Genomic DNA, 26,982 nt, shown 5'->3' on the forward strand with positions numbered 1-26,982 from the left:
CGTGAGTGACTCGAACACTCGACCTACGGACTTAAGAGTCCGCCTGCTCTACCAACTGAGCTAACGCCCCAACGAAGAAAGAGATTCTATCATCGTTTTTGAGTTTGTCAAACCCCCTGCGAAATTTTTCCTTGGCGAGCTTGCATTGCCAATGCCACCAGCGAGTTCGCCATGATTCCCGCAACGCCCGGGCAGTCTTGGTCACAGCGTTTTGCACCAGGCTCAGGCACTCGCGCAGCGGGAACTCGCCCGGGGCTGCGGCGGTCTTGCTTGGAGGCGAGCGAGGCGTAGGCCTTTGCGGACGAGTCGGGTCGACCCATGTTAGGATGATTCTTCACTTGCAATGGAGGGCTTTACCGATGGATATCAAGTTCCAAGAGCAAGAGCGTTACGATATCAACAATGAAGGCTTGCTATTTCACGCCGTTGTCGACGGCCAACCGGTCACTTGCGTGGTGACCCGCGAAGCGCTGTGGGAAGGCTTCAGTGCCGACCAGGTGTTGTCGCTGGAAGAAGCGTTCCGCGCCGGGCGTGAGACCATCGAGCGTGCCGCGGTGGTACTGATCGAGCAGGGCGCTGCCCAGCCCGTGGTAGTCAAGCGCGCCCATGTGGCGCCGCTCTGAAGCGGGCCTCAGTCCGGGCCGGTCATCGGTCCGATCCCGGGCTACCGCTTCAAGTCATTGCGGCTTCTCGCCGCCTGACGCCGGTTTCCCGCCGGCGTTTCTCTTTTTTATTCCCCCCGCTCGTTACTGAACTTCCCGATCTCGCCGATTTCGCTGATTGCGTGAGTCGCGCTCAAGCCGGTTTTGCTTGATAGCCAGGCCCGCCCGGGCGGCTTGCGCATTCTTCGAAGATGCGTGCGTGGCATTGCGCACAGCCTGCGGGATCCAGTCGCGCGATGATGGTGTGCAGCGCCTGCCGCTTGGTGGGGAAGATGTGTCCCTCGCCCAGCTTTAGCGCGAATCCGGTCTGGTCCCACGTCTGCAGCACCTGCGTGCGCGGGCGGTGGAAATACAGGTCGCCGCCAGTGGCGCGCCGCTCGCTCAGTTCGCTTTCCCACATTTCGGCGCCGGCGAGGTCGATGAAATTCATGCTCTTGGTCATGGCCAGCAGGTGGATCTGGCCGGGATGGGTGCTGCGTGCCTCGTGCAAGCGGTCCGTCACGTACTGGACAGCGCCAAAGTAGATCGCGCCTTCCATGCGCAGCAGCTTGAGCTGGGGACATTCCGGTTGCGGGCGATGCAGTTCGTCGAGCGGTGTAAAGCGCCGCTCGGGGTCATCCGCGTCGGGCACCAGGCTGCGCACCGCCGGCCGCGAGGTACGGTAGAGATAGGCCACCAGCGACAGGATGGTGCCGAGCAAGACAGCCATCTCCAGGCGGATGGCCAGCGTGGCGACAAAGGTGCTGATGGCGATGGCGAATTCAGTGCGGCTCAGGCTGGCGATGCGGCGCAGGCGCCTGAAATCGAACAGGCCCCAGGCCACCAGCAGCAACATCGCGGCGATGGCGGCCAGCGGGATTTGCGCCAGCAGCGAGGCGCTGGCCGTGACCAGCACCACCAGCAGCAAGGCCGAGAAGATGCTGGCCAGCGGCGTGCACGCGCCGGCCTCGTAGTTGGGCATCGAGCGGTTCAGCGAGCCACACGAGATATAGGCGGAGAACAAGCCACCCGCGATATTCGACAAGCCCTGCCCGATGAACTCGCGGTTGGCATCGATGTGCTGGCCCGAGCGCAGTGCCACCGCCTTGGCGATCGAGATCGACTGGCCGAGTGCCACGATGGTCAGCGCGGCGGCGATGCCCAGCAGGTCGGGGATCGCCTGCCAGGAGATGCTCGGCAGGTGGAAGGACGGGATGGCCGACGGAATCGGCCCGACCACATTGACGTGGCGCGCGCCCGCGCTCCAGCCAGGCGCATTGAGCAGCAGGGCAGCGCCGTAGCCAGCCAGCAGGCCGATCAGCATGAAGGGCAGGCGCCGTGAGACGCGCTTCACCGCGATGGTCACCGCCAGCGTGATCGCCGCTACCGTGAATGCGCTCCAGTTGATGGCGTCGGCGTTGTCCAGCAGGAAGCGCACCACGCCGAAGGCGCTCGTGCCCGTCGGCACGGCCAGCCCGAACAGGTCCTTGAGGGCATAGAGCCCGATCAGCGTCGCCGCGCCGCAGGTGAAGCCAAGCAGCACCGAGGGCGAGATGAAATTGGCTAGCGTGCCAAGGCGCAATGTGCCCACGGCCAGTTGCAGCAAGCCGACCATGATGGTCACGGCAAGCGCCAGGTTGATGTACTCGGGGCTGCCGGCGAATGCCACCGGGCTTAGCATGGCGAACAGCGCCAGCGAGTTGGCGTTGGTCGGGCCGGACATCACATGCCAGCTGGAGCCGAACAACGCAGCCACGATGCAGGGAATGACCGCCGCGTAAATGCCGTACTGCGGCGGCAGGCCGGCGAGCGTGGCAAAGGCCACACCCTGCGGCAGCACCAGCACCGCGCCGAGCAGGCCTGCCACCAGGTCCGCACGCAAGGAGGCGCGGCTCACGCGGTGACGCCATGCGGGCAGCAGGCGCCCCAGCATCCGGCCTGTCATGGCCTGCGCAGACGGGGCGGTCATGCGCGCGGATCTCGTTCGCCGAGGGTCTCCAGCAATTCGTCGATCGCGCCATAGACCTTGCCCAAGCGCTCGGCGCCGATCATCAGCTCGAGCTCTTCATAGCGGCGGTCGATGAGCGGCTCCATGGCGGCGATCAGGGCGCGGCATTTGTCGGTGAGCGAGATCAGTTGCCGGCGCTGGTCCGTGGTGGAGCGCGAGCGCAGGATCAAGCCCGCTTCCTCCATGCTCGACAGCATGCGGGTAAGGCTCGGGCTCAGGATCAGGCAGGCATCGGCGAGCTGGTTGGGCTCCATCTCGCCTTGCTCGTTGAGGGTGCGCACCACGCGCCATTGCTGCTCGGTCATGCCGTGCTGACGCAGGATGGGCCGGAAGCCCGCCATCAGTGTTTCGCGGGCTTGCAGCAGCAGGTGGGGGAGGTTGCGGTGGCGGAAGGTAGCCGGTTTCATGCCCGCAAGTGTAGCCGCGCTGCTGCCTGGAAGCGAGCCAGTGGCTACCCGGATATCGTGAACGCTGGCTCGGCCCATGGCGCTTTGGCTCGGCGCCTCAGCCCAGGTCGAGCGTGGCCACCACCGGCGTGTGGTCCGACGGCTGTTCCCAGGTGCGCGGCACGCGATCGATCACGCAGGCGCTGCATGCCGCGCGCAAGGCCGGCGAGAGCAGGATGTGGTCGATGCGCAGGCCGGCGTTGCGGCGGAACGCAAACATGCGGTAATCCCACCAGGAGAAGCTTTTCTCCGGCTGCTCGAACAGGCGGAAAGCGTCGGTCAGCCCAAGCGCTTCCAGTGCCCGGAACGCGTCCCGCTCCGGCGGCGAGACCAGGTTCTGCCCCTCCCATTTCTTGGGATCGTGCACATCCCGGTCTTCGGGCGCGATATTGAAGTCGCCCAGCAGCGCGAGCTTAGGGTACTTCACCATTTCCTGTTGCAGCCAAGTGGTGATTGCCTGGAGCCAGCCCAGCTTGTAGGTGAACTTGTCGGAGTCTGGCGCCTGCCCGTTGGGGAAGTACGCGCACACCAGGCGCACGTCGCCATAGGTCGCGGCCACCACGCGCTGCTGAGCGTCGTCGAAGCCGGGGATATTGCGCACTACGTCGGTGGGCGTCGCCATGGTGGCATTGCGCGCCAGGATCGCCACGCCGTTGTACGTCTTCTGGCCGGTGAACACGCTGTGCAAGCCCGCGCTCTCCAGTTCGGCCAGCGGGTACTTGTCGTCCGGCATCTTCAGCTCCTGCAGGCACAGGGCGTCGATCGGTGTGCCGGCTTTTTCCTGCTCGGTCAGCCAGTCCAGCACCTGCGGTAGCCTGACCTTGAGCGAGTTGACATTCCAGGTTGCGATTCTCATAAGTAATCTATCACGTTGATTTTAAAGAATTTATCTTTTGTCATGTCTTTAGAGGCCCCATAGAGGCCCCCATAGAGGCCCCCATAGAGGCCCCCCAAATGAAATCTCTTGAAGCCCTTTGGGCGACGCTCATTCGTTCCAGCCGACGGCAATCTTGCGCCGCTGTCCTCGCAACCATCAAGCCCGCTCATGAAGTCTCTCCATCCTTGAGTCCATACGCCTGTGCGATCCGACCGAGAAAATCGGGATTGCGCAGCAGGGGTAGTGCTCGCTCCCAAATCTCACGCGGTGAGTACGCCATGCTCAGGTACTGGGACCGGCCGGCCTTGTGTGCCTGTGCGAGTCCTGCCGCCACCAGTTCTCGCACGGCGCGCGAGAGTGTCATAGGTGTATAGCCCAGGAGAGCGGCCGTCTCTGCAGGACGCCATTCGGCCTCCCAGCGAGGGCGCAGCAAGGCCGAGATCAACATGGCCTGCGCCGAAGGGCTGAGTGGAACGTCCGCCGAGTTGGGGCGCTGGCGAAAGTACTCGCGCAGGTCCAGCCCCAAGTCGGGCAGATAGAGCTGGTTGCCAGGAACAAGAAACGGCACTTTTTGCGCGATCAGGCGCTTGCGCTCGTAGGAGGCGAGTGACTCCGTCACATAGACCACGGGCTGTCCCGCTACCGATCGCAACTTGTCCAACCGATTCCGGATATCGCCAATGGACGGCTTGTCTGGATTTCGTTCCAGGGCCAGCAAGACCTTGTGGTCAAGGATATCCAGTTGCCGGAAATCGAAGGCGTCGCGCAGAAAGTAGGGCAGGCTCTCCTCGCCCGCCCATGGCTTGTGTCCCGACGTGGAGACGCCGAGCGTTTCATGCAAGTAGTTCTGCACGCTGGTGGCAAGGGTGGGCACGGCAATCGGGATTCATAACTTAGCAATTTGCACGATAACATGGCTATTGTTATCGTGCAAATTGATGTTATTGTTGGCCGTCAGCCATAGGCGAAGTCCCGAGCGACTGGATGGCGGATCACGGCCTGCCGCCCATCTGAGCCGACCCGCGGTGCTTGGTCGGTCCGGCAACCACATAACCTTCGGGATCGTCGATCCAGGCTTGCAGCGCGGCTGGCGCCCAGTCGCATGCGCGCCCTCCGGGGCGAACAGGCGGCGGGAACTTGCCTTCGGCAATCCGCCGGTACAAGGTGAGCGCGGCTCAACGCCGTGATGCGCATCACGTCAACCATACGAAAAAATGCGGGGGACGCCGTAGGCATGCGAAGCGTGTCGCGATGGCAGGCGGGGGGCCGTGAGAGGCATGGCGAATCCTGAGAAATGGAGATGAAGGCCCAACGCCTTCATTCGATTCTGGTGAAGCTTCACCGTATGGGCGTCGAGACCACAGGGCTGCGGGTGCCGCTGGCCCAACTGTATAAGCCTCTGCTTGAACGCTTCGCGCAGCGCGCTGGACGCTCACAATACCCTGTTATCCCGACGCGGATCTACCAGCACTTCCTGTCGACCTGTGAGCATGACCTCCGCGTCGCTGAGGGCGTCGCTGATGCTCTGTCGGACTACCTCGCATGCGTGTATGCTGCCGGCAACCCGGGCATCTCTGCGGCGCTGGTAACGGCTGCTGCGCACTTCGGATGCAAGGACTCCGCTTACGTCATGTCGTCCCTTGTGGCATCGATCAGAGCGGTATGGATGCAGAACATATGGTGCCATATTCGGGTCAGCGCAGATCGGCTACAAAGCGACGTTCGGCCGGGTCTCTCGATGTACCCCGAACGTGCGTCTTCGAGTCCTCGCTTAGGCGACCTTGATTGATCGCTTCCTGCCGCCCCCCCGGAGCAATGCGCGTTCTGCCCCTAGAGCGATCTGATCAGCGAAGGCTTCACTCCCCACAGCACGCGCCAGCGTGACGGCACCGACAAGCGAAGAGAGTGCTGCGCAAGCCGCTCCAATGTCCCGCGGTGCACCCGGTGAGGTGGGACCATCGACGATCGCCTGTGCAACGTCACGCAAAGCCGTCTCAAACGATGCACGAGAGGATTCATCCGATCGCGCCAATTCAGTCGGCATGGTCTGCAGCGTGCAACTCTCCGTCAAATCGCACGTACGCTTGGCGCCCAGATAGAAGCGCACGAACTCTGTCCACCAAGCGCGTCCATGCCGCGCTTGGTAGTACTGCACGCCGCCGCGCAATTCAGCCATGCCCAGTGCCACCGATTCCCGGAACGCTTCCGCTTTGGAGTCGAAGTGGGCATAGAACGCTCCCGACGTCACGCCTGCTTCCTTCGCCAAGCCGTCTACCCCGACCCCGTCGAATCCACCCTTTCGGAACACCCGCCCTGCCGCCTCAAGGATGCGCTGCCGCGTTTGAATTTTTTGCTCGGATCTTGACACCATGAGGCACTCCTCCAACTTGAGAAGCTGACGATTGTAGTTGCTCAAAACACGATCGTTATTTATTATAGGATAACGATCGTTACGTGAAACAGACATGCTGCAGGCAGCGCGCGAGTTCGACGCCCTTTCCTTTTCCTGGAGTAACTCATGCCGCTAACGCTCACCCTCACCGAGGGCGTTCTTCCCAAAGGCCAAGAAAGAGTCGCGTTCCGCCGCCTGTCCGATGCCATGCTCAAGTGGCACGGACTATCTGGAAATGAATCGACGACGCCGAACATCGTTGGTTAGATCCACGTCTTGCCGAAGGAACATACGTACTCCGGATCGAAGGAGACCTCTGTGGCCTTCGTCGAATGGAAGGTTCCGTCCTTCGCATTTGCCGACCGCGAGGTTCAAGTCGGGTACATCGACGAAGCCACGCGCATCATCCATGAACTGTCAGGTGCGCAGCATCCGAAGGAACGCATTTGGGTCAATGTGGTGCATGCTGTCGATGGGGCTTGGGCCATTGCTGGGATGGCCCTTACCAATGCGCAGCTTGGCGAAGGGGCTGCTGCGACCTGACATGGCCGGGATAGCAAGGCGATCTCTCGGAGCGAGGACGACAGTGTCGCAGCCTGGCTCCTTCTAGGTACACCATCATGCAACTATCGAACTATCTATTCTTCACCACGACCTGTGATCAAGCACTGGCTTTCTATACGCGATGCGGTCTCGGCCGTGTCGTCGAGGTGCTGCGCTACGGTGCTGATGGCATGCCTGCAAAGAACGAGGCCATGCGCGGACGAGTCATGCACGCCAAGTTCGAGGGGCCATGCACGCCAAGTTCGAGGGACCAGGCCTGATCTTCTATGCCTCGGACAACGATGACGCTGAGCCCATGCGGGGCTCAGCGCACTTGCTGGCGATGGACGATCGACATTCCACGAACAAGCTCTTTCAAGCCTTGGCTGCTGGCGGGACAATCACAACCCCCTTAGGCATACAGCCTTGGGGGGCGTACTATGGCAAATTGACCGATCGTTTCGGTGTTCAGTGGATGCTGAATTGCACGGAGTGAGATTGTTCGCGCGCCTTGTCCAAGGCTGCGGTTGAGTACCAACTTCCTGGTTAATGTCTCTTCCGGAGCAGGTCGAAGGTCCGCAGCGGGTCGATCAGCGTCACTCTCGACCGTGGTTCTGTGACACCGCCGAACGGGTCAAGGGCGGGTCAAGGGCGGGCCAAGCCCGGCATAGCGAATCCTTGACGCGCGATGGCTTCACACGCTCCAGCATGGTCGTAAGCCCGGCTTTATCGGGCTTACGACCATGCAAAACTTGCGGCGGAAGATGGACACGCCGACGGTCGATCTGTCCGTTTTTCTGCTAATAGGATGGACACCCCGCAGACTGCTGAAGCCAGCTTTTTCAAAGCTCCGGCAGATGTCCATCTTTTTCTCTTGCGCGTAAGCAGGGCACCAGCAGCTGCCAGATGTTGGCCGGGATGTTCCGGTTCGTTTGCAGCAATGGCCTTGTGTGCGGCGACACGGTGGTTGACGTGCGCGTACCCCACAAGGGCAACGTGGCCGAGCAGGTGATCGAGGGCGCTTACGAAGTCCTGCACGGCTTCGATCAGGCGCGCCGCGCTCGCGTTGGAGTACGACGAGGACAAGCCCGCGCCCATCACGGAATCGCAAATCCTGATGCCGCGCCGCCAGGACGACAACCACCGCGACCTGTGGAGCGTGTTCAACCGCACGCAGGAAAACCTCATCAAAGGCGGTTTGTCCGCCCGCGCCGCTAACGGTCGCCGCCAGACCACGCGTCCGGTGCAAGGCATCGACAACGGCATCCGCCTCAATCGCGCCTTGTTTCAACAGTCAACGCAACAGCCCCGCATCGTTGCCGGTGCTCCACCGACTACGGATCAAACAGGCTGCAGGCCGCTCTATCGACGCCACTGGGCGGCTAATGAGGAATTGGCATCTGTTTCTGCTCGCGTGCGGAGATGGTCCGGAGTGGCAGCAGATCCATGACATCACAGGACAACGCCCGGTTCTTCCAATCATTTCTGTCGCCGATTACATAGACGCGCCGCTTGGTTCGTGTCGCCGCCACGTTCAGGAGATTGGGCTCCGAAACTGCCCAGTCGCGGGCTCCCGAGCCGGTCGTGTTGCCGCCCAGCACCATGATCACGACCGGCGCTTCCTTGCCCTGCATCGTGTGGATCGTGCCGGACACCATCTTGCTGCCAAGCATACGCTTGAGGTTCTGCTGCACGGCCTTGAAGGGCGTGATGACCGAAATGTCTTTGGCCTCCACGCCATTCTCGTGCAATAGCGCAAGCAGTGCCTTGAGCGCTTGCCTCTCAGCAGGCACCCAGTTTCCTTCGGAAGTGCCACTGGCATGTATCCATCCCGTCAACAGGCTAGCGCGCGTTTCTTTGTCGGGGCGTGGTGCAAGCGTTCCATACACCATCGCGCCGTCATAAGCGATGCGGTTGGCCAACTCGTGCATGGGTTTGTCACAGCGGCGGTGCACGACCAGCGGTAGTCCGACCCAAGTCTTGTTATCGGCTGGTCCGGCCATGCGTCCCCATGGAGTGGCCTCGTCGGCCAGAGTCTGTGCGGATTGTCGGTTGGGGAGCCAGTGCGTATCGACACGGTAGCGCGTGCGCATGTGTTCCAGCACCGCGTCGGACACGGTGACGATGGGCTTGAGCTGCAGGGGGGCGCCCACCAGCAACGCACGCCGAGACCGCCATAGCGCGCCCACCGCCGCTTGCGGGGGAGCCTGACCGGCTTCATCCACCAGCAGCCAGCCGATCTCGCTGGCCCCCAAAGAGCCGAATGAACGGGCGAACGACGCGAAGGTACTGCTCAATACAGGAACGACCATGAACAGCGAAGCCCAAGCTGAACGGATGGCGTCGTGCGAAAGACCTTGGAAGCGCGAGCCAGTCAACAGGCCATTGATCAGGAACAAGTTGGAGCGCATCCGAGACGCCTCCAGTTCGAAGAACGTCTGATGGAGCTTCAGCGCTTGGATGAAGACGCGCGCGCGTGCCTGCCACCAACCTTCAATGCGCCAAGGCTCGGCCAGTTCAATGGCATCGCCGCGACCGATGACACCACTATGCAGCCACGTAAGCAGGTGATCGGCCTGGCAAGTGCTTGCCAGGCTGGTGGCGTCTTGCGTCAGGGCTTGCTCTTTGTCCCGGAATGGCCTGGACCAGCTCGCGAATGCAGCCGGCGTCGGTGCATGCCTTTCGCGCCTCCGCCTTGACCGCTTCGTAATCGGAAACGGCCTGTTGCCACAAGGCTTGGCGTTGCTCCGAAGAACGGCTCGCGTTGACCTCGGCGTTCGCGCTGAGCCACCCGAGGAAACCCTTTGGGCCTTTCTCTTTCTCGGGGGCAGCATCATCTTCCTGATCGTCGCTGCCGTCATCACTTTCCGCCACTGCGGAAGGGCAGGAGAATAGCCCGTTCACAATGTTGTCGATGTCCTCTTCAGATTCGACTTCGGTATCGTCTTCGGTGTCCGAGCCAACCTTGCCTTCGCTGCCGAAGGGGCGCTGACCATAGAAATAACGATCCACGAACTTGGTCCGTCGCGTCTTGCTACCCAATGCGCCGGAAATCAGTCCCCAGGCCGGCTTGCCGGCGACCAGCTCCCCTAGCTCGGCGAAATATTCAGATTCTGGTAGCCAGCTTTCGTCGATCTTGTCACCCTGGGGCAATTCGAGCGTGACATTCTCCACGGCACCGTTATTTGACGATTGGTGGCGGCAACGGCCTGGGCGACTTGGGCTTTGGCGGCGAGGCGAAGCAAGCCATGCAACAGCGCGCCGACTTTCTGGCCGAACAGAGGCTGGCCCAGCGGTGTGGCCAGCGCGTGATCCTCGCCAGAAACCTGCTCGCGACGCTGCGCGACCGGGAACTGGCGCAGACCGCCAAAGACATTTCCGCGGCAACCGGCCTGGAGCACCGCCCCGTGGCCGAAGGCCCGCGCGTGGCCGGCATCTACCGGCGCAGCATCATGCTCGCTAGAGGCCGCTACACCATGCTCGATGACGGCATGGGATTCAGTCTGGTGCCATGGAAGCCAGTGACTGAGCGCCGCCTAGGACAGCAAATCGCAGCGACGGTACGCGGCGGTGGGGCGTCGTGGAACATTGGGCGCCAGCGTAGCGTGTCCCTCGGCTGAAGCCACTTCAAGCGCTTTTTGAGTGCTGCTGGACCCATCGGCAGCTACCGGAAGCTCCTGCCTCTGACATCATGAATGGCGTGAGAACCGCCACTGCTCACATCAGCCTCGTCCAACATCCAGCTCGCGACAGGTACCCCGAACTCGCCGCGGAACCAGCGCGTGAAGGATTGGGGCGCGCTGAAACCCAACAGCATCGCCAGTTCGTAGCGCGAGCGCGGCGGGCCGGCCAGATAGCGCGGAGCGAGTTCGCGCCGGACCTCGCGCATCAGAGCATTGAACGAGGTGGCCTCGCGGTCCAGGTGGCGGCGGATGGTCCTCACGTCCATTCCCAACTGTGCGGCGATGGTGACCTGGGAACAGTGGCCGGTTCCCAGCGCCGCCAGGATCAGGCGGCGCACCTGGGCCGTGGTTGATCGCGGGGTACCCATGCTCAGCGTTTGCACGTAGTCATGCGCATAGCGTCCGAGTTGGGAACTGGTTGACAGCGGGCGTTCCAGGTCCGCGCGCTTAAGGACGATGCCGTTGATCGCCTCCTTGAAGCTTGCCCTGTTCGAGAACACGCGCCGGATGACCCGCAGATCGCGCGGCGCCTCGTGCATGAAGCAGACGCGATCGGGCTCCCATCCCTCGGGCAGCGCCTGCTTGAGAAAGCGGTACACCACTGTGATCGACTGATCCAGCGACTGGCGCGTGGACGAATGGCGCCCCACGTATTCAAAGCACAAGCGTGCCTGCCGCGCGTCCTCTTCCAGCCAAAGCTGAAGGGATTCGGTGTGCAGGTGGATGTAGCTGGAGAGCATCTGCAACGACGCGCGCACGTTGCTCTGTTCGCGCACCAGAAAGGCTAGCGGTCCCAGCACGAGGAACGGCCTGGATTCGGCCAGCCGCACGCCGAAATCCTCCCAGCCCGAGCGCTCGGCCGAGCGCTCCAGCAACTGGCCAATGGCCTCGGAAGGCACCTTGAGGTCCGGGTCCTTCAGGCAGGCGGGATCGATCCCGACTTCGCGCAGCATCGCCAGGGGATCGAGTCCGGCGGCTTGCGCCATGGCGGCGTAGTTGGTCAAGGAGGCACTGCGCGAGAGGGGCTTCATGGTTTACCCGTTCTGACCGAATATGTTCAGTATATGTCCGTTTTTGTTTATTGCTCAATGGTGCAATCCCTATGCTTGAGTCCGTTAACAACCAAACCAGGAGACACCATGACCTTCAGCGATCGTCCCTACGAACACGCCAGCGCCTGGCGAGGCGACACCATGAGCCAGTCCAGCGAATGGATCGTGAGGCTGGACCCGCAGGACAACGAGGTGCTGCATCGCGCGGTGTGCGATGCGCGATCTGCCGGCCTCGGCATTCCGGGGCTGCGCCGCTCGGACGTTGACCTCGGGCCGCTGGGCGCCAAGCTGCAGGCCGTGCAACAGGAGATCCTGCAGGGGCGTGGCTTCGTCCTGCTGCGCGGCTTTGACATCGATCGCTATGCATTCATCCGGCCCGCGTCGGTGGCATATCCCGCATCGTCAGTTCCACGGCGATCCACAACGAGCTGCTCAAGCAGCGCCCGGATCTGCTGCGCCTGGCCTACGAGGACTTTGTCATGGATCGCCGCGGCGAAGCCCCCGATGGCAAGGGGCCGCACTACTCCATCCCGCTGTTTGCCCGCACAGGTGGTCATCTGTTCGTTCGCTACAACCGGACCTATATCGAGTCCGCGCAGCGCTTCTCCGATGTGCCGCGACTGAGCGACGCGCAGGTCGAGTTGCTCGATTTGATAGACCGGCTGTGCAATGACGAGAAGATGCACCTGTCGATGGAGTTGGCGCGCGGTGACATGCAGTTCATCAGCAACCACACCACGCTGCATTCGCGCACAGACTACGAAGACGACCCGGATCCCAGCCGGCGGCGCCTTCTTCTGCGGCTATGGCTCAACACCGGCTTCTTTCAACACTTTCCAGCTTCGTACCAAGATCGCCTAGAGGACACGGTCGCCTGGCAGAAGAATCCTCGGCCACCGATTTTCGACGTTTCGGCGGTACAGGGGGAACTGGCCCATTAGCCATCCATGTCGAGTTTGCGCCGCCAGACCACGTCCCAGCTTGGCCATCCGATTTTGGTCGAAAACTAACCGGGTGCGTCGGGCTTGATCGGCATGCAAGAGCTGCTCAAGTCGCCGCGCGACGGTTACGGTAGCCCAAGAGGTGAATACGACATTCGCCAGTCAATTCTCGAAGGAAATTTCGTTGGCGCAGGCGCTGCAGCCGGAGATGATCGCAGCCTACGCCAAATATGCGACGGGCGAGAAATACCTGATCAATCTGAGCAAGGACGGGTCAGTACAAACCACGTGACGGCATGAGATTGGTGACGAGGCCAATGCCCTAGCAACAAGGAGACAAGTGAAATGACGAACAACACGAACCTCTCGCGCCGCCGCATGCTGGCAAGCGCAGCCCTGCTGGCCGTCGCGCCGTGGCAGGCCGTTCGGGCTGACCAGCCGATCCGGCTGGTAGTGCCCTTCTCGGCCGGGGGCGGCACTGACGTGATGGGCCGCCTGCTGGCCCAGGGGCTGGGCAAGGAACTGGGCACCATGGTGATCGTGGACAACCTGACCGGCGCCACCGGCACCATCGGCGCAGCCCAGGTGGCGCGCGCCGCGCCGGATGGGCGCACCTTGCTGCTGGGCCCCAGCGCCACGATGGCCATCGCCCCGGCCTTGTTCAAGGGCCTGCGCTACGACACGGCCAAGGACTTCATCGCCCTGGCCCACATCGCCCATGGCGGCAACGTGGTGGCGGCCAACCCCAGCTATCCCGCCAACACCGTGCCCGAGATGGTGGCGCTGGCCAAGCGCACGGGCGAGCCGGTGGTCTATGCCTCTTGGGGCATCGGCTCAGCCGGCCACCTGGGATGGAGAGCATTCGCACGCTGACCGGCATCAAGATGGTACACGCACCCTACAAGGGCGCGGCGGCGCTGATGCAGGATCTGATTGGCGGGCAGATCCAGGTGGCCATGGTGGACTTGGCGGGCGCACTGCCGCAAATCCGCGCGGGCAAGATCAAGGCACTGGCCGTGACCGGCGGCAAGCGTTCGTCGGCGCTGCCGCAAGTGCCCACGCTGAAGGAGGGCGGCATCGCCTTCGACACCGAAAGCTGGTACGGCCTGTTCGGCCCCGCGCGCATGCCGGAGGCCGAGGCACAGAAGATCGCCCAGGCGACGGCCCGCGTGCTGCGCCAGCCCGAGGTCACCACGCGCATCTCGGACTTGGGCCTGGAATCCAACCCGATAGCGCGCGCGGACTTCGACAAGGAATGGCGTGCCGACATGGTGACCTGGGCACGTCTGGTGCAGCAAAGCGGCACCAAGGTGGATTGAGTACGGTATCAGTCCCGTCAGTGATTCGATGCCCGCGAGCACGGCGAAGTTTGTTGAGAGTGAAATCGCGAAATTTCATTCGGCATTCAAGCTTTCCGGTGCTGAGGCCCAATGAGCCCGCTGTCGAGCCTGGCGCCCGGAATCAGGGCTGACATCGATACCAAGAACTTTCAAAATTGGACTAGACAATGAAAACGAACGTTGCAAGACAGGCCGGTCAGCATCGCGCCGCATGGGGGCAAGTGGATGCCGACGACCCCGGCGCCTTCAATCACTGCTTTGCCGAAGTCAATGGTATTCGCATGCACTACGTCGACGAGGGGCAAGGTCCGCTCGTCATCCTGCTGCATGGCTTTCCGTACCTCTGGTATATGTGGCGGCGTCAGATCCTGGCTCTGGCCGAGGCCGGATATCGTGTCGTCGCCCCCGATCTGCGTGGATACGGGCAAAGCGACCGGCCGGATGCGATTGAAGCCCACGACGTCAGCCAACACGTCGGAGACGTCGTTGGCCTGATGGCAGCCCTGGGCGAATCATCTGCCACAATCGTCGGACACGACGTGGGCGCATCAGTGGCCCAAACAGCAGCCATGATGAGACCGGATCTGTTCCGCGGCCTCGTGATGCTCAGTACGCCTCTGCCCCCGCGCGGAAGGATCAGGCCGACCATCGGCTTGCGGGAGATGGCGAAGGGCAGGATGCACCACCATTTGTACTTCCTGGAGCTCGGCAAGCCAGAACGCGAGTTGGCCAGCGATACGCGCAAGACCTTGCGCAGCCTCTACTACTCGGTCTCCGGCAGCGCCGTTGGCGCCGATCGCTGGCGCGTGTTCTTCGAGCCTGGCGAGCCCATTCTCAACGCCTTCACGGATCCGAAGGAGTTCCCGTCCTGGTTGAGCGCGCGGGCGATCGACTACTACGTCGATGAGTACACGCGCACGGGGTTCACCGGCACGCTGAATTTCTATCGCTGCCGCGACCGGAACTGGGAGATCACGTCATTTCTGGACGGCGCGGTGATCCGCCAGCCGAGCATGTTCATCGGCGGCGCGGCCGACCCTTCCCTCGAGCCAGTCGAATTCCGAGGTCGCTATGATCAGCTCGACGCCTATCTGCCGGGATTGCAGAAGAAGGTGCTGCTGCCTGGTGTAGGCCACGGTGCGGCGGAAGAGAGCGTTGGTCGAGTCAACGAATTGCTCTTGGGATTCCTCGGGCAGCGCCCCCTTGGACCCTAGTGGACTGTAACGATTGAATCGGGAGTGATGCGCCTTGTTGGATCGAAGTATTTCCACTTCACGGATTTGGGTTGCTCGTTGTATTTGCGGATGTAGCGCATGAGCTTCCTGTTGAGATCCGGCACCGAGGTGAACACCCCGCGTGCGATCACGGCGCGCTCAATCTTGGCGAACCACAGCTCAACCTGATTGAGCCAGGACGAGTAGAAGTGATGAAGGTCCGAGTGAATATATTTTTTGCGTAGATATCCTGTGTCGCCTCTTATTAGACGTTTCTTTAAGAGAAATTCCAGCAAGATCTGAAATTTTCCTGGTTATCAAACGCTCCCGATTTGATTTTGAAAACGGATAAAATATGAAAGATTCTTCCGTGGAGCGTCCTTGGATCTCCAACTACCCGGCCGGTGTTCCGGAAACGATTGACTCCAGCGCCTACATCAACGTGAACGATTTGGTTGAGCGCATGACGGCTGCACACGCTGATTCTGTCGCTATCACAGAAGACGGCGAGTCCTTGAGCTTTGCAGAATTGCTGACGCGGTCACGCGCCTGGACCTCGTGGCTCACTAACGCCGGAATTCGTCCTGGTGATCGCGTGGCAGTCATGTTGCCGAACGGATTGGCTTTCCCGATCACGCTACTCGGCTCACTGGGCGCAGGCGCTGTTCAAGTCAGTGTTAACCCGATGTACACCGCACAAGAACTGGGCCACCAGTTGCGAGACTCGGGCGCACGCGTTCTAGTGGTGGCGTACGCGGTGCTTTCAGTGGCTCGCGCCGCGCTTGATGGTTCGGCGATCGAGCGATTGGTTGTTGTGGGCGGCGAAGTTCCGGGCATGCTGGACAGCTTGCATGTAACGCCGTTTGCGGTGGTGATGGAACAGGGGGCGACCCTGTCGCACGTGGAAAGACCCACTGTGACCCGCAGTCACCTCGCACTTCTGCAATACACGGGTGGGACTACCGGCGTCTCCAAGGGCGCAGAACTCACCCATGGCAATCTGATAGCCAATGTCCTCCAAGTGCGCGCGATGCTTTCCGGAGCGGTGGACCAGGGACGCGAGACGATCGTCACGGCATTGCCGCTCTATCACATTTTCGCGTTGACGGTAAATTTCCTTACCTTTGCCAGCTTTGGCGCGCGCAATGTACTGGTGGCGAACCCGCGCGACCCCGATCAATTGGCTTCTGCGTTCACAGATGCGAAGATCACGGTAGTGACGGGCGTCAATACCTTGTTCTCCAGCCTGCTGGCTCTGCCGCAACTGAAGGAGGTCGACTTCAGCCAGATCAAGCTCGCCATCGGCGGCGGCAGTGCCATTCAGGAGTGGCAGGCACATTCTGGAGGGCTACGGCTTGAGCGAGACGGCGCCCGTTGTCTCAGTCAATTCCTGGGCGAACCCGAAGTTCACAGCCTCCATTGGCCTCCCAATCCCATCCACCGATCTCATCATTGCCGATGAGCAAGGGCGAGCGCTCCCGATCGGCTCGGAAGGTGAGATATGTGTCCAGGGCCCCCAGGTGATGCGTGGGTACTGGAACCAACCGGCAGCGAACACAGATGTCTTCACGGCAGAAGGGTACTTTCGTACCGGAGATATCGGCACCATGGATGCGAGGGGATTCGTACGTATCCTGGACCGGAAGAAGGACATGGTTCTCGTTTCGGGCTTCAACGTCTACCCCAATGAAATCGAAGAAGTGATTGCTCGATTGGCTGGTGTCGGGGAATGCGCAGTGGTAGGCATTGCAGATGCTCGGAGTGGCGAGGTTGTCAAGGCCTTCATTGTTCGCACGCCCGGCGGAGAATTGACAGAAGAAATGGTGCTTCTGCATTGCAGGGAAAGCCTTGCAGCTTACAAGGTGCCGAAGGCCATCGAATTCATCGCCGAGCTTCCGAAATCCACGGTGGGAAAGATCCTCCGGCGCCATCTCCATGAGACTCAAGATCAGTAATCGAATTTTATTTAATCGCTGAAAGTCCAGTAAAGTTTAAAAAGGAATGATATGAGTAACTCAATCTCCCGTTCGGGTCTTCAATTACGTTCCATGGTTCGGCAAGATGCCATGCTTGAGCTCTCGCTCGTTACCCTCGCCATCCCTGACCCAGCGCCTGACGAAGTAGTCATACGTGTCGAGGCCACGCCGCTCAACCCTTCTGATCTTGCTCTGCTGTTGGCAGGTGCCGACATTGACACAGCGCAAGCATCGGGGACGGTGGATCTTCCAGTATTTACTGCCAGCATACCTAACCAAGCAATGGGAGCCCTAGCCGATCGCCTAAATAAATCCTTACCGGTCGGTAATGAGGGCGCCGGTGTAGTGATCAGAGTGGGATCTTCCGACGCAGCGCAAGCGTTGCTAGGCAAGACGGTTGCGGTGTTGGGCCGCTCCATGTATGCGCAGTATCGATGCGTTCCGGCAGAGGCTTGCCTGGTGCTGCCAGAAGGAACAACTGCAGCTCAAGGTGCGTCGTGTTTCATCAATCCACTCACTGCACTAGGTATGGTCGAAACCATGCGGCGTGAAGGCCATTCAGCATTGGTCCATACCGCCGCAGCATCTAGCCTTGGGCGGATGCTGAATCGGCTTTGCTTACGAGACAACATCGGCTTGGTCAACATTGTTCGCAAAGTAGAGCAGGAAGAAATCCTGCGGGCAGACGGTGCGATGTACGTATGTAACTCCAGTTCTCGCACTTTCCTTCGGGACTTGACTCAAGCGATCGCAGCGACCGGCGCCACTATCGGCTTCGATGCAACTGGTGGCGGTGAGTTGGCCGGAAAAATTCTGTCATGCATGGAGGGTGCATTGAAATTAATAGAAAAAGAAAGCTACAGCTTCTATGGTTCCATGACTCACAAGCAAATTTACCTCTATGGACGATTGGACAGTAGGCCCGTCAATTTCACCCAAACTTTTGGCATGGCCTGGGGGATGGGTGGCTGGCTACTGACTCCGTTTCTACAGAAAATGGGACCGGCCGCCGTGCAGAAACTGAGAGAACGGGTAGCCCAAGAGGTGAATACAACATTCGCCAGTCAATTCTCGAAGGAAATTTCGTTGGCGCAGGCGCTGCAGCCGGAGATGATCGCAGCCTACGCCAAAAATGCTACCGGCGAGAAATATCTGATCAATCCAAGTATATAAATGGCGCCGAGAAAACAACTTCGTCTTTGATACCCAATCCGGTTGAAGCAGCGGGATTCAGATGACCGGCGATCTCCTTTTCCTCGACGGGAACGACAACATCGTCGCGCTCGACATTCGCCAGTCAATTCTCGAAGGAAATTTCGTTGGCGCAGGCGCTGCAGCCGGAGATGATCGCAGCCTACGCCAAAAATGCTACCGGCGAGAAATATCTGATCAATCCAAGTATATAAATGGCGCCGAGAAAACAACTTCGTCTTTGATACCCAATCCGGTTGAAGCAGCGGGATTCAGATGACCGGCGATCTCCTTTTCCTCGACGGGAACGACAACATCGTCGCGCTCGAAAACTGGAAGACCGGGCTGCAGCGCTATCTTGCCTATTGTGAGCAGAACGGCATCATGCCGAAAGACCTCACGGCATTCAACTGATCTGGATTGCAACCTCGAATACTGCGGCGTGACCCTCGAAATGAATTGCAAGGATACGCAATGCGAATCGAACCGCTCAGGCTTGCAGTGCGGACAAGTGACGACATCGGAGAACTGAGTAGAAGATTGGCACGGAATGTCAAATGTCTGTCATGCATTGTCAAGCGGAGGGATACGTGCCGCGCCCATACTCACAAGCATCGATCGGCCTAGTTCGACGGGAAAAAAAGTAAGCGCGCGATTCAACCTGCCGCACCTTCACCACAAGGAAGCCACATGGCCGTGTTACAGCCCCAGATTGACGCGGTCCCCCTCATGAATACCGATATGGGCCTGCCGCTTCCGCAACGCTACTGGGCGATCGTCTTCGTCTCACTGGGTACCATACTCGCCATGCTTGACGGCGCGATCGCCAACGTCGCGTTGCCGACCATCGCGCGCGACCTGCATACATCCAACGCCGCGTCGATCTGGATCGTCAATGCATATCAGCTCGCCATCACGATCACGCTGCTGCCGCTCGCGTCGCTTGGCGATCGCGTCGGCTACCGGCGGATCTACATCGCCGGCCTCGCGCTGTTCACCGTCGCGTCGCTCGGCTGCGCACTCGCCAGCTCGCTGCCGACGCTCACTGTGATGCGCGTGATCCAGGGGTTCGGCGCATCTGGCATTATGAGCGTCACCGCGGCGCTCGTGCGGACGATCTATCCGCCGTCGATGCTGGGACGCGGCGTGGCGGTCAATGCGATGGTGGTCGCACTGTCGGTGGCGGCCGGGCCAACGGTCGCGTCCGCGGTGCTGTCGGTCGCACCATGGCCGTGGCTCTTCGCGATCAACGTGCCGATCGGCATCGCCGCGGTGCTCGGCTGCCTGCGCGCGCTGCCCGCCAATCCGCTACACGACGCGCCGTACGATGTCTTGAGCGCGCTGATGAATGCATGTGTGTTCGGGCTGCTGATCATGGCCGCGGACGGGCTCGGCTACGGCGAGCGCGGCGCGTTCATCGTTGCGGAATTGACGATGGCGTCCGTCGTCGGCTATTTCTTCGTGAAGCGGCAGCTATCGCAACCGGCGCCGCTCCTGCCCGTCGACCTGATGCGCATCCCAGTCTTCGCCCTGTCAATCTGCACGTCGATCGCGTCGTTCACGTCGCAGATGCTCGCGTTCGTCGCGCTACCGTTCTGGTTCCAAAATTCGCTCGGCTTCTCGCAGGTGCAGACGGGCTTCTACATGACGCCTTGGCCGCTCGTGATCGTGGTCGCCGCGCCGCTCGCCGGCGCGCTGTCCGACCGCTACTCGGCCGGCGTGCTCGGCGGCATCGGGCTCACACTGTTCGCGGCCGGATTGCTGTCGCTTGCGACGATCGGCGCGCACCCGGGCACGGTTGACATCGTCTGGCGCATGGCACTGTGCGGTGGTGGCTTTGGCCTGTTCATGGCGCCGAACAACCGCGCATTAATGTCGTCGGCGCCGCGCAAGCGCAGCGGCAGCGCAGGCGGCATGCTCAGCACGGCGAGGCTGATCGGGCAGACGCTCGGCACGGCGCTCGTCGCGCTGATTTTCGGCGTCGCACCCGAGCACGGGCCGACGATCGCGCTCTATGTCGCCGCCGCGTTCGCGGCTGCCGCTGCCGTGGTCAGCATGCTGCGCATTGCGGCCCCCGCACCTGAACGAGTCGATCTAACCGCATCACATACGGCGCCCAGCGTGTCGCGTGCGTCCGGCACGGAGCTGGCGCGCGCGTCTTCACGCTCGCGCCAGCTCGATTAGCCGGTGGCCGTACGACGCATGGCATTCGACCATCGCGACGTACGTGCGTACCACTTCGCGTAGACCGGTACAAAATGTGTCTTGCGTTGCGATAAGGTCAACGATGTGAGAAGCCTTCGAGATAGAAAGGGATTTTTTGGGACGCCTGCGAATAGAACTGCGCAGCAGCGATTCACGAGAGCAAGACTCTGTGTCGATTAAGGTCCGCGTCGACTCGCATTCAGGATGTCGGATGCAGTACGACGCCAATGAAAACAGCGGCTCCTGCTCGCCCCTCGATTCGATGAGCGAAAGGCGGTTCCACTACGGAAGCGGTCATCGCGGTGAGTTGAGTCAGAACGGCGGTTCAGGGTAGAACGGCCGAGTCGGCCGACAATTGGTCCCTCGCACGTAGCTTGAGCGGTTGCTGCGTGCCGCTGAGCGGTCGTTCATGAAGGCGAGGCTTGCCGTGTGTGCGCCTCGCGATCCTTCAGCCAGCGGCCGCGTGCCCGCTCTGAACAGGGCAGCGAGATGGCCGCGACAACGCTTAGCCGGCTGCCTTGGCCATTAGATGGTTGCCAAACTGCTCCCGCAGGCGGTTCTTCTGGATCTTGCCCGTAGCTCCCAATGGAATCGTGTCGATGAAGACCACATCGTCCGGCGTCCACCACTTCGCGATCTTCCCTTCGTAGAAGCCAAGCAGCTGCTCGCGGGAAAGTTCGGTTCCTGTTTTCCTGACCACTATGAGCAGCGGTCGCTCATCCCACTTCGGATGGCGGGCCGCGATGCACGCTGCCATGGATACTGCAGGGTGACCCATGGCTATGTTCTCAAGGTCGATCGAGCCAATCCATTCGCCACCAGACTTGATCACATCTTTGCTGCGGTCGGTGATTTGCATGAAGCCATCGACATCGAGGGTGGCCACATCGCCAGTCGGGAACCATGCTTGCCCTTCGCGATCCACCAGCAGCGGACCGTCCCCCTCGTTCCTGAAGTAGTCGCGCACCACCCATGGCCCACGCACCAACAGGTCACCAGAAGTCGCGCCGTCCCAGGGCAGCTCCATGCCGTCAGTGCCAACGATCTTCATGTCGACGCCAAACACTACACGACCTTGTTTGGATTGCATGGCATAACGCTCTGCCGGCGACATCTCAAGGTGCTTGGCCTTCATGGTGCCGACGGTTCCGATCGGGCTCAATTCAGTCATCCCCCAGGCGTGCAATACTGCTACGCCGTAGGTTTCCTGGAACTTGCGCAACATGGCCGGGGGGCAGGCCGCGCCACCGATGATGGTGCGTCTCATGCTCGAGAATTGCTGTCCTGTTTCCTCAAGATGACCAAGCAGGCCTTGCCAGACAGTCGGAACGCCGGCGGAGAGCGTAATCTGCTCGGTTTCGAGCAGTTCATATAGCGATTTTCCATCCAAAGCCGGCCCGGGGAATACAAGTTTGGCGCCGACCATGCACGCGATGTACGGAAGTCCCCAGGCATTGACATGAAACATCGGCACAACTGGCAGGATCACGTCGCGCGCCGAGCAATTCAGCGCATCAGGCAGCGCGGCCGCATAGGTGTGCAGCAGCGATGAGCGATGGCTGTACAGGGCCCCTTTCGGGTTGCCCGTCGTGCCAGAGGTGTAGCAGAGCGTACTGGCCGCGTCCTCGTCGAGGATCGGCCAAGCGTACTCGGACGAACCCTGCTGGACCAAATCTTCATAGCACAGCAGGTTGTCAATGCCGGCGTCCTTCGGCATGTGGGCGCGATCGGTCATGGCGATGAACGCCTTGACCGTCTCGCAGCGGCCGGCGACGGCCTTGATCAACGACAGGAAGGTCAGGTCGAAGAAGATGTATTGGTCTTCGGCGTGATTCGCGATGTAGGCGACCTGGTCTTCATGCAGGCGAGGGTTGATGGTATGCAGAATGGCACCCATGCCGGAGACGCCGAAGTACAACTCCAGGTGGCGATAGCCATTCCATGCCAGCGTGCCGATCCGATCGGAGTGCTTCACACCGAGGCGGGTCAGCGCGCTGGCCATCTGGCGCGCGCGACCGTGGCAATCGCGGAAGGTGTAGCGATGGATATCGCCCTCCACCCGCCGGGACACGATCTCCGTATCGCCATGATGGCGGTCGGCATGCACAATGAGGGAGGAAATCAACAACTGCTTTTGCATCATCAAGCCATTCATGGCGTCGTTCCGTTCGAAATGTCTGTAATCGGGGAGCGAGCAGATGGCCGTACCCCTCTGTCAGGTTCCGCTTCAAGGCGCGAACCGAGACCGTGTGCGTGTTTCCGCTCTCCTGGGTCGTTGCGACAGGTGACGGCTCTGGCGGCGGGAGAGATCGCGATGCGGAACGAGCTGCGTGCTCGGTGCACGCCGCCATCTTATCGGCGCCTATGAACAGCGATGACTCCGCGTGGTGTCGGAGTCAATCGCCGGACCGTCTGTTGCACCTTGCGGGCGACGCACGGAATGGCACGGGGACCCGAGGGGATATCGGGCGTCCCCGTGAAATCCAGATCAGTTGAAGGCCGTGAGGTCCTTCGGCTTGATGTCATGCTGCTCGCAATAGGCAAGATAGCGCTGCAGCGCGGTCTTCCAGTTTTCGAGCGCGACGATGTTGTCGTTCTCGTCGAGGAAGGCGAGATCGCCGGTCATCTGCACCAGTACGACCATATATCCGTCTCCGCCTTCCGTGACGACTTCAGGCGTGTGGGTGGAGGCGGCGGTCTCGTACACGACGCTGCCGGGTCCGGCGACCCAGTCGTGCTCCTTGTATTTCCACTTGCCTTCGATCGTGTAGACCATGACCGTACCGGTGTGGTGGTGCTTGGGCAGTTGCATGTCGAGCGGCGCTTTCATCAGTACGATGATTTCACCCCGGATCGGGTCAAGCTTGAAATACTTCATCAAGACGTTTTCTGCATACGGGGTAAACGGTACCCACGGCAGCGATTCGCCATCGATGACTGCGGTGTCGACGTGTTCGTAAAGCATATCTGTCTCTATTGGTTTGCTTAGGTCTTGAGGTCAAAACTTGGTGAACTGACAGGGCTGCCCGTCTCTTATGGGCGGATGCCCTGAATTCACCAGAGGGAACTGCTCGGCTCAGGCCAGCGGGGTGCCCGTGAGGGTGGCGCGCAGCATCTTTCTTGGCGCACTGCCGTAGTCAGCCACTGCGTAGTGCTGAACCAGCAGGTTGTCCCACATGGCAACCGTGTTGGGTCGCCACTTCAGACGTACCTGGTATTCCGGAATCGCTGCCTGAGAGGTCAGATAGTTCATCAGATGATGGGCCTCCGGCATGAAGTCCTGGCCGTACCGGACGTCCTCGAAGTTGTAGAAATTCGAGAAATGGGTCGTGAACGTCGAGTTGACGAACAACACCTTTTCGCCCGTCTCGGGATGGGTGAGTACCACCGGGTGTTCGACGCCGGGGTTTTTCGCGGCCATCGCGTGGCGTTCTGCGATCGGCATCTTTTTCGTAGGCCATCACCATGTTGGACCAGATGGTGTCGCCGCCGGTCTCCGGACCCAGTTCGCAGCGCAATACCGCGCCGCGGGGCGGCGCCTTTTTGAAGGTGACATCGGCATGCCAGGTGTTTTCGCGGCTGGCTTTTTCGACGAAGCCCTTGGGCTTGCTCGGGTCGAGATTGCGGTACAGCATCAGCAACTTGTCCGCCTCAGGATGGCTGGGAGCAAGGGGATGGCTTTCCAGTTCGGCGAATTGCAGGGCAAAGTTCTGTTGCTCCATCGGCGAGATGTCCTGATCGCGGAAGAACAGCACCTTGTGCTTCAGCCACAGCGCCCGGATCTCGGCAATGGTGTCGGGGTCCTGGGCGGCATCCGCCAGGCTGATGTTGCTGAGTTCGGCGCCGATGGCGGGCGTGCAAAGCTCCACCTTGATGGAATGCTTGCGCACCGATGGCCGGATAACGGCCGATGCCATGGGCTTGGCGTTTGAAGTCGTGTCTTGAGTTACGGCGCTTGCTGTCATTGAATGTTGTCTCCAGTCTCTGCTTGTGCGGCGGCGTGCATATGCGCGTCCGGCAGATGTAGCTGGCCCCTGTCAACAGGGCAGGGGCATCGTTTCGTCGCTGCCACGGGATTCATAATAGGGAGTTCGGCCGCAATGCCATAGGCATTGCAGGACAATTTCTAGGCAAATTGGGACACGAGGCCGAACCGCTTAGCCGGAAGCGGATAGCGATAACGCTCTCGTGCAATCAGGGCGACAATGCCGGCGATCGCGGGGTCGGGTGGGGAACGTCAGGAACGTGTAGAGCGCGGCTGGTTCAGGGAGTGCGGCCGGCCGGATGACGCAGGCGCGCGTGAGCCGGCCCCGAAGCTGCCTGCTTACTTATGTGAGACCGGTCCGGCTGCCGCCTTGCTCTCGCGGTAGTGGGCGGCCCAATCCGAAGGGGTCTCGCCAAACTGGCCGCGGAACCAGCGCGAAAAATCACTGGCAGAGGCAAAGCCGAGAAGATCGGCGACTTCATACAACTTGCGCTTTCTGTTGGCCAGATACTCCTTGGCGAGTTCAGCGCGTACCGCATGGATGATCGCTGCGACACTCTCACCCTCCGCCGCGAGATGCCGGTTCAGGGTGCGCCGATGCATGCCAAGATGCTGGGCAACCCGATCGACGGAACACAGTCCGCTTGGCAGCAGCATCCTGACGATCTGGCGCGCCCGCTGCGTCGGCTCGTCGCGCAGGCTGGCCAACTGCACGTCCAGCCATCGCTTCACCTCGCGATTCAGCGTCGGGTCTGCTGCAGGGATGGGCAGATCCAGATCGCGCCCGCGGCAGACGATGGCATTGCATTCCTGTGAGAACTCGATTGCCGTGCCCAACACGCGGCGATGCACTGCAAGGCTGGCGGGCCGCTCGTGGGTGAAAGTGATCTTTGCCGGCCGGAAGGCATTGCGGGTCAGCATGCTAAACATCCGCAGTACGACGCCAGTTGCCATTTCGATAGCCTGGCGCCAGACGCCATGGCCCTGCATATTCACGCCCACATGCAGCCGCACAACGTCGCGTGCGTCGTCAAGCCGCAATTGCACGCCGGCGTTGTGCAGTCGCATATAGCGGACGCAAGACTGCATGGCTGCGCGCAGCGTGGGCTCCTCCCGGATCGCCAGCGCCAGCATGCCCAGGTTGGCCAGGCTTCTCGTTTCCGCGAGCAACAGTCCGAAGGCCTCCTGCATTCGGATCGTCGAGAACCTTGGCCGGCAGCTTGGCCATGCGCAGCATACGAAAGGGATCAAGCCCCACGGAGCGCGCCACGTGCTCATAGTCGGTAAGGCTGGCACTTCGCGTCAGGGTATTCATGTAGCTGTCCCAATTTCACAAGGTTATGTCCTGACAAGGTTAGCGCAGATCAGTCTGTCAGGACTACCTTAGAGGCCGAGATATTAAAGGATGGAGGTAGGCAATGGACGCAAGCGCTATAACGCACATCGGACGGACGGAGGCCGCATTCAGGCAAGTGGATGCCGACGATCCCGCCGCATTCAACCACTGCTTTGCCGACGTCAACGGCATTCGCATGCATTACATCGACGAAGGACAGGGCCCGCTTGTCATCCTGCTGCATGGCTTTCCATACCTGTGGTACATGTGGCGGCGCCAGATCGGTGTGTTGGCCGACGCCGGCTTTCGGGTCGTCGTCCCCGATCAACGGGGATTTGGGCAATCCGATCGGCCAGATTCCATTGAAGCCTACGACATGAGCCAGGCAGTCGGAGACATGGTTGGTTTGATGGCGGCCCTGGGTGAAACATCCGCGGTAATCGTTGGGCACGACCTGGGCGCATGGGTGGCGCAGGCGGCGGCCATGCTGAGGCCGGATCTGTTCCGTGGCCTCGTGATGCTCAATACGCCGGTGCCACCGCGCGGAAAGGTCAAGCCAACCGTCGGCTTGCAGGAAATGGCGAAGGGCAGGGTGTTCCACCATCTGTACTTCCAGCAGATCGGTAAGCCGGATCGCGAGTTGGCCAGCGATCCACGCAAGACATTGCGCAGCATCTTCTACTCGGTCTCCGGCAGTGCAGTCGGCGCCGAACGCTGGCGCCTGTTCATCGAACCCGGTGAGCCCATTCTCAACGCCTTCAATGAGCCGAAGGAGTTCCCATCATGGTTGAGCGCACGGGCGATCGACTATTACGTCGATGAATACACGCGCACAGGATTTACCGGTGCCCTGAACTACTACCGCTGTCGCGACCGGAATTGGGAAATCACAGCGTTCCTGGACGGCGCGGTGGTGCGCCAGCCGAGCCTGTTCATCGGCGGCGCTGCCGATCCTTCCCTCGAACCGATCGAAATCCGCGGTCTCTACGACCAGCTCGAGGCCTATCTACCCGGACTGAAGAAGAAGGTGATGCTCCCCGGCGTGGGCCATAGCGCGGCGGAAGAACGTGTTGATCAAGTCAACGAATTGCTGCTGGAATTTCTCGGGCAGTTCGAGCGCTAGCGTCCACGTGGTTCGGCTGCGACGTCCGG

25 protein-coding genes and 7 pseudogenes are annotated in these 26,982 nt (G+C 60.9%); 17 read left to right on the forward strand and 15 right to left on the reverse strand.

Features of this window, described 5'->3' with window-relative positions:
• Positions 1 to 359 precede the first annotated feature (359 nt).
• Positions 360 to 623 (forward strand): DUF1488 domain-containing protein, encoded by a 264-nt coding sequence (locus OR16_RS18900; protein ID WP_006159541.1) that lies wholly within the window; start codon positions 360 to 362, stop codon positions 621 to 623.
• Positions 624 to 795: 172 nt separating this feature from the next.
• Here OR16_RS18900 and OR16_RS18905 read toward each other — a convergent pair whose 3' ends face one another.
• The 7 genes from OR16_RS18905 to OR16_RS18935 all read right to left on the reverse strand — a co-directional run bounded on the left by OR16_RS18905 (position 796) and on the right by OR16_RS18935 (position 6,388).
• Positions 796 to 2,610, reverse strand: a complete 1,815-nt coding sequence (locus OR16_RS18905) for a SulP family inorganic anion transporter (protein WP_006159542.1) — start codon at positions 2,608 to 2,610, stop codon at positions 796 to 798.
• Positions 2,607 to 3,056, reverse strand: coding sequence for a homoprotocatechuate degradation operon regulator HpaR (hpaR, locus tag OR16_RS18910; protein ID WP_006159543.1), 450 nt, complete (start codon positions 3,054 to 3,056; stop codon positions 2,607 to 2,609). Before hpaR ends, OR16_RS18905 begins: the two co-directional genes overlap by 4 nt.
• A 97-nt stretch (positions 3,057 to 3,153) precedes the next feature.
• Positions 3,154 to 3,951, reverse strand: a complete 798-nt coding sequence (xth, locus tag OR16_RS18915; protein ID WP_006159544.1) for an exodeoxyribonuclease III — start codon at positions 3,949 to 3,951, stop codon at positions 3,154 to 3,156.
• On the reverse strand, positions 3,948 to 4,142 hold the full coding sequence (locus tag OR16_RS18920; protein ID WP_043420323.1) for a hypothetical protein: 195 nt from the start codon (positions 4,140 to 4,142) through the stop codon (positions 3,948 to 3,950). The genes xth and OR16_RS18920 overlap by 4 nt, the downstream gene beginning before the upstream one ends.
• Positions 4,139 to 4,846 (reverse strand): hypothetical protein, encoded by a 708-nt coding sequence (locus OR16_RS18925; protein ID WP_006159545.1) that lies wholly within the window; start codon positions 4,844 to 4,846, stop codon positions 4,139 to 4,141. Before OR16_RS18925 ends, OR16_RS18920 begins: the two co-directional genes overlap by 4 nt.
• A gap of 118 nt (positions 4,847 to 4,964) precedes the next feature.
• The gene (locus tag OR16_RS48290; RefSeq protein ID WP_423739665.1) at positions 4,965 to 5,135 is read right to left on the reverse strand and encodes a helix-turn-helix transcriptional regulator; all 171 of its coding nucleotides are present in this window, start codon (positions 5,133 to 5,135) and stop codon (positions 4,965 to 4,967) included.
• A 608-nt stretch (positions 5,136 to 5,743) separates the two neighbouring features.
• Complete coding sequence (locus OR16_RS18935; RefSeq protein WP_006159547.1) at positions 5,744 to 6,388, reverse strand: TetR/AcrR family transcriptional regulator; 645 nt, start codon at positions 6,386 to 6,388, stop codon at positions 5,744 to 5,746.
• Between the two features lie 102 nt (positions 6,389 to 6,490).
• Between OR16_RS18935 and OR16_RS45990 the strand changes: the two genes are divergently transcribed.
• From OR16_RS45990 to OR16_RS41485, 5 genes and pseudogenes are all read left to right on the forward strand, one after another.
• The gene (locus tag OR16_RS45990) at positions 6,491 to 6,631 is read left to right on the forward strand and encodes a hypothetical protein (RefSeq protein WP_237717115.1); all 141 of its coding nucleotides are present in this window, start codon (positions 6,491 to 6,493) and stop codon (positions 6,629 to 6,631) included.
• 51 nt (positions 6,632 to 6,682) lie between these two features.
• Positions 6,683 to 6,907, forward strand: a complete 225-nt coding sequence (locus OR16_RS45995; protein ID WP_006159549.1) for a hypothetical protein — start codon at positions 6,683 to 6,685, stop codon at positions 6,905 to 6,907.
• Between the two features lie 77 nt (positions 6,908 to 6,984).
• Positions 6,985 to 7,188 (forward strand): hypothetical protein, encoded by a 204-nt coding sequence (locus tag OR16_RS46000; RefSeq protein ID WP_237717116.1) that lies wholly within the window; start codon positions 6,985 to 6,987, stop codon positions 7,186 to 7,188.
• 62 nt (positions 7,189 to 7,250) lie between these two features.
• A complete protein-coding gene (locus tag OR16_RS47740) occupies positions 7,251 to 7,403 on the forward strand; it encodes a VOC family protein (protein ID WP_337459850.1) in 153 nt (50 codons plus the stop codon).
• A gap of 392 nt (positions 7,404 to 7,795) precedes the next feature.
• Positions 7,796 to 8,195, forward strand: a pseudogene (locus tag OR16_RS41485) (DUF932 domain-containing protein); the annotation flags it as partial.
• 94 nt (positions 8,196 to 8,289) lie between these two features.
• Here OR16_RS41485 and OR16_RS44890 read toward each other — a convergent pair.
• Together OR16_RS44890 and OR16_RS44895 are read right to left on the reverse strand one after the other, a co-directional pair.
• Positions 8,290 to 9,318, reverse strand: a complete 1,029-nt coding sequence (locus OR16_RS44890; RefSeq protein WP_050983019.1) for a DEAD/DEAH box helicase — start codon at positions 9,316 to 9,318, stop codon at positions 8,290 to 8,292.
• 136 nt (positions 9,319 to 9,454) lie between these two features.
• Entirely contained in the window at positions 9,455 to 10,081 is a 627-nt protein-coding gene (locus OR16_RS44895) for a hypothetical protein (protein ID WP_202801089.1), read from the reverse strand.
• Between the two features lie 17 nt (positions 10,082 to 10,098).
• Here OR16_RS44895 and OR16_RS18955 point away from each other — a divergent pair.
• Positions 10,099 to 10,527, forward strand: a pseudogene (locus OR16_RS18955) (DUF3363 domain-containing protein); the annotation flags it as partial.
• 44 nt (positions 10,528 to 10,571) lie between these two features.
• Here the strand turns inward: OR16_RS18955 and OR16_RS18960 are convergent.
• Positions 10,572 to 11,594, reverse strand: coding sequence for an AraC family transcriptional regulator (locus OR16_RS18960; RefSeq protein WP_158001374.1), 1,023 nt, complete (start codon positions 11,592 to 11,594; stop codon positions 10,572 to 10,574).
• A 413-nt stretch (positions 11,595 to 12,007) separates the two neighbouring features.
• Between OR16_RS18960 and OR16_RS18965 the strand changes: the two genes are divergently transcribed.
• The 4 genes and pseudogenes from OR16_RS18965 to OR16_RS18975 all read left to right on the forward strand — a co-directional run bounded on the left by OR16_RS18965 (position 12,008) and on the right by OR16_RS18975 (position 15,137).
• Positions 12,008 to 12,583: a TauD/TfdA family dioxygenase gene (locus tag OR16_RS18965; protein ID WP_081488824.1), complete on the forward strand. Its 576-nt coding sequence runs from the start codon at positions 12,008 to 12,010 to the stop codon at positions 12,581 to 12,583.
• A gap of 142 nt (positions 12,584 to 12,725) precedes the next feature.
• Complete coding sequence (locus OR16_RS44115) at positions 12,726 to 12,875, forward strand: hypothetical protein (protein ID WP_158001375.1); 150 nt, start codon at positions 12,726 to 12,728, stop codon at positions 12,873 to 12,875.
• A 239-nt stretch (positions 12,876 to 13,114) separates the two neighbouring features.
• A pseudogene (locus tag OR16_RS40480) lies at positions 13,115 to 13,902 on the forward strand (Bug family tripartite tricarboxylate transporter substrate binding protein).
• Positions 13,903 to 14,090: 188 nt separating this feature from the next.
• Positions 14,091 to 15,137, forward strand: coding sequence for an alpha/beta hydrolase (locus tag OR16_RS18975; RefSeq protein ID WP_100227925.1), 1,047 nt, complete (start codon positions 14,091 to 14,093; stop codon positions 15,135 to 15,137).
• Here OR16_RS18975 and OR16_RS18980 read toward each other — a convergent pair.
• Positions 15,134 to 15,343: pseudogene (locus OR16_RS18980) on the reverse strand (IS630 family transposase); the annotation flags it as partial. The gene OR16_RS18975 and the pseudogene OR16_RS18980 sit on opposite strands and share 4 nt — an antisense overlap.
• Positions 15,344 to 15,492: 149 nt before the next feature.
• Here OR16_RS18980 and OR16_RS18985 point away from each other — a divergent pair.
• From OR16_RS18985 to OR16_RS18995, 5 genes and pseudogenes are all read left to right on the forward strand, one after another.
• Positions 15,493 to 17,092 (forward strand): annotated as a pseudogene (locus OR16_RS18985) (AMP-binding protein).
• A gap of 51 nt (positions 17,093 to 17,143) precedes the next feature.
• Positions 17,144 to 18,286, forward strand: a complete 1,143-nt coding sequence (locus tag OR16_RS18990) for a zinc-binding dehydrogenase (protein WP_043420325.1) — start codon at positions 17,144 to 17,146, stop codon at positions 18,284 to 18,286.
• 61 nt (positions 18,287 to 18,347) lie between these two features.
• Positions 18,348 to 18,584, forward strand: a complete 237-nt coding sequence (locus OR16_RS43560) for a hypothetical protein (RefSeq protein ID WP_141639887.1) — start codon at positions 18,348 to 18,350, stop codon at positions 18,582 to 18,584.
• Positions 18,581 to 18,718 (forward strand): hypothetical protein, encoded by a 138-nt coding sequence (locus OR16_RS41495; protein WP_006159559.1) that lies wholly within the window; start codon positions 18,581 to 18,583, stop codon positions 18,716 to 18,718. Before OR16_RS43560 ends, OR16_RS41495 begins: the two co-directional genes overlap by 4 nt.
• Positions 18,719 to 19,033: 315 nt before the next feature.
• Positions 19,034 to 20,389, forward strand: a pseudogene (locus tag OR16_RS18995) (MFS transporter); the annotation flags it as partial.
• 625 nt (positions 20,390 to 21,014) lie between these two features.
• Here the strand turns inward: OR16_RS18995 and OR16_RS19000 are convergent.
• The 4 genes and pseudogenes from OR16_RS19000 to OR16_RS19015 all read right to left on the reverse strand — a co-directional run bounded on the left by OR16_RS19000 (position 21,015) and on the right by OR16_RS19015 (position 25,685).
• Positions 21,015 to 22,664, reverse strand: a complete 1,650-nt coding sequence (locus OR16_RS19000) for a 3-(methylthio)propionyl-CoA ligase (protein ID WP_006159561.1) — start codon at positions 22,662 to 22,664, stop codon at positions 21,015 to 21,017.
• A 333-nt stretch (positions 22,665 to 22,997) separates the two neighbouring features.
• Positions 22,998 to 23,474: a 2,4'-dihydroxyacetophenone dioxygenase family protein gene (locus OR16_RS19005; protein WP_006159562.1), complete on the reverse strand. Its 477-nt coding sequence runs from the start codon at positions 23,472 to 23,474 to the stop codon at positions 22,998 to 23,000.
• A 111-nt stretch (positions 23,475 to 23,585) separates the two neighbouring features.
• Positions 23,586 to 24,384: pseudogene (locus tag OR16_RS42940) on the reverse strand (TauD/TfdA dioxygenase family protein).
• A 449-nt stretch (positions 24,385 to 24,833) separates the two neighbouring features.
• A complete protein-coding gene (locus tag OR16_RS19015) occupies positions 24,834 to 25,685 on the reverse strand; it encodes an AraC family transcriptional regulator (protein ID WP_006159566.1) in 852 nt (283 codons plus the stop codon).
• A gap of 227 nt (positions 25,686 to 25,912) precedes the next feature.
• Between OR16_RS19015 and OR16_RS19020 the strand changes: the two genes are divergently transcribed.
• Positions 25,913 to 26,953, forward strand: a complete 1,041-nt coding sequence (locus OR16_RS19020; RefSeq protein WP_081488825.1) for an alpha/beta fold hydrolase — start codon at positions 25,913 to 25,915, stop codon at positions 26,951 to 26,953.
• Positions 26,954 to 26,982: the final 29 nt, after the last annotated feature.

The sequence above is a fragment of the Cupriavidus basilensis OR16 genome (assembly GCF_000243095.1).
In the GTDB taxonomy this organism is placed as follows: Bacteria; Pseudomonadota; Gammaproteobacteria; order Burkholderiales; family Burkholderiaceae; genus Cupriavidus; species Cupriavidus basilensis_D.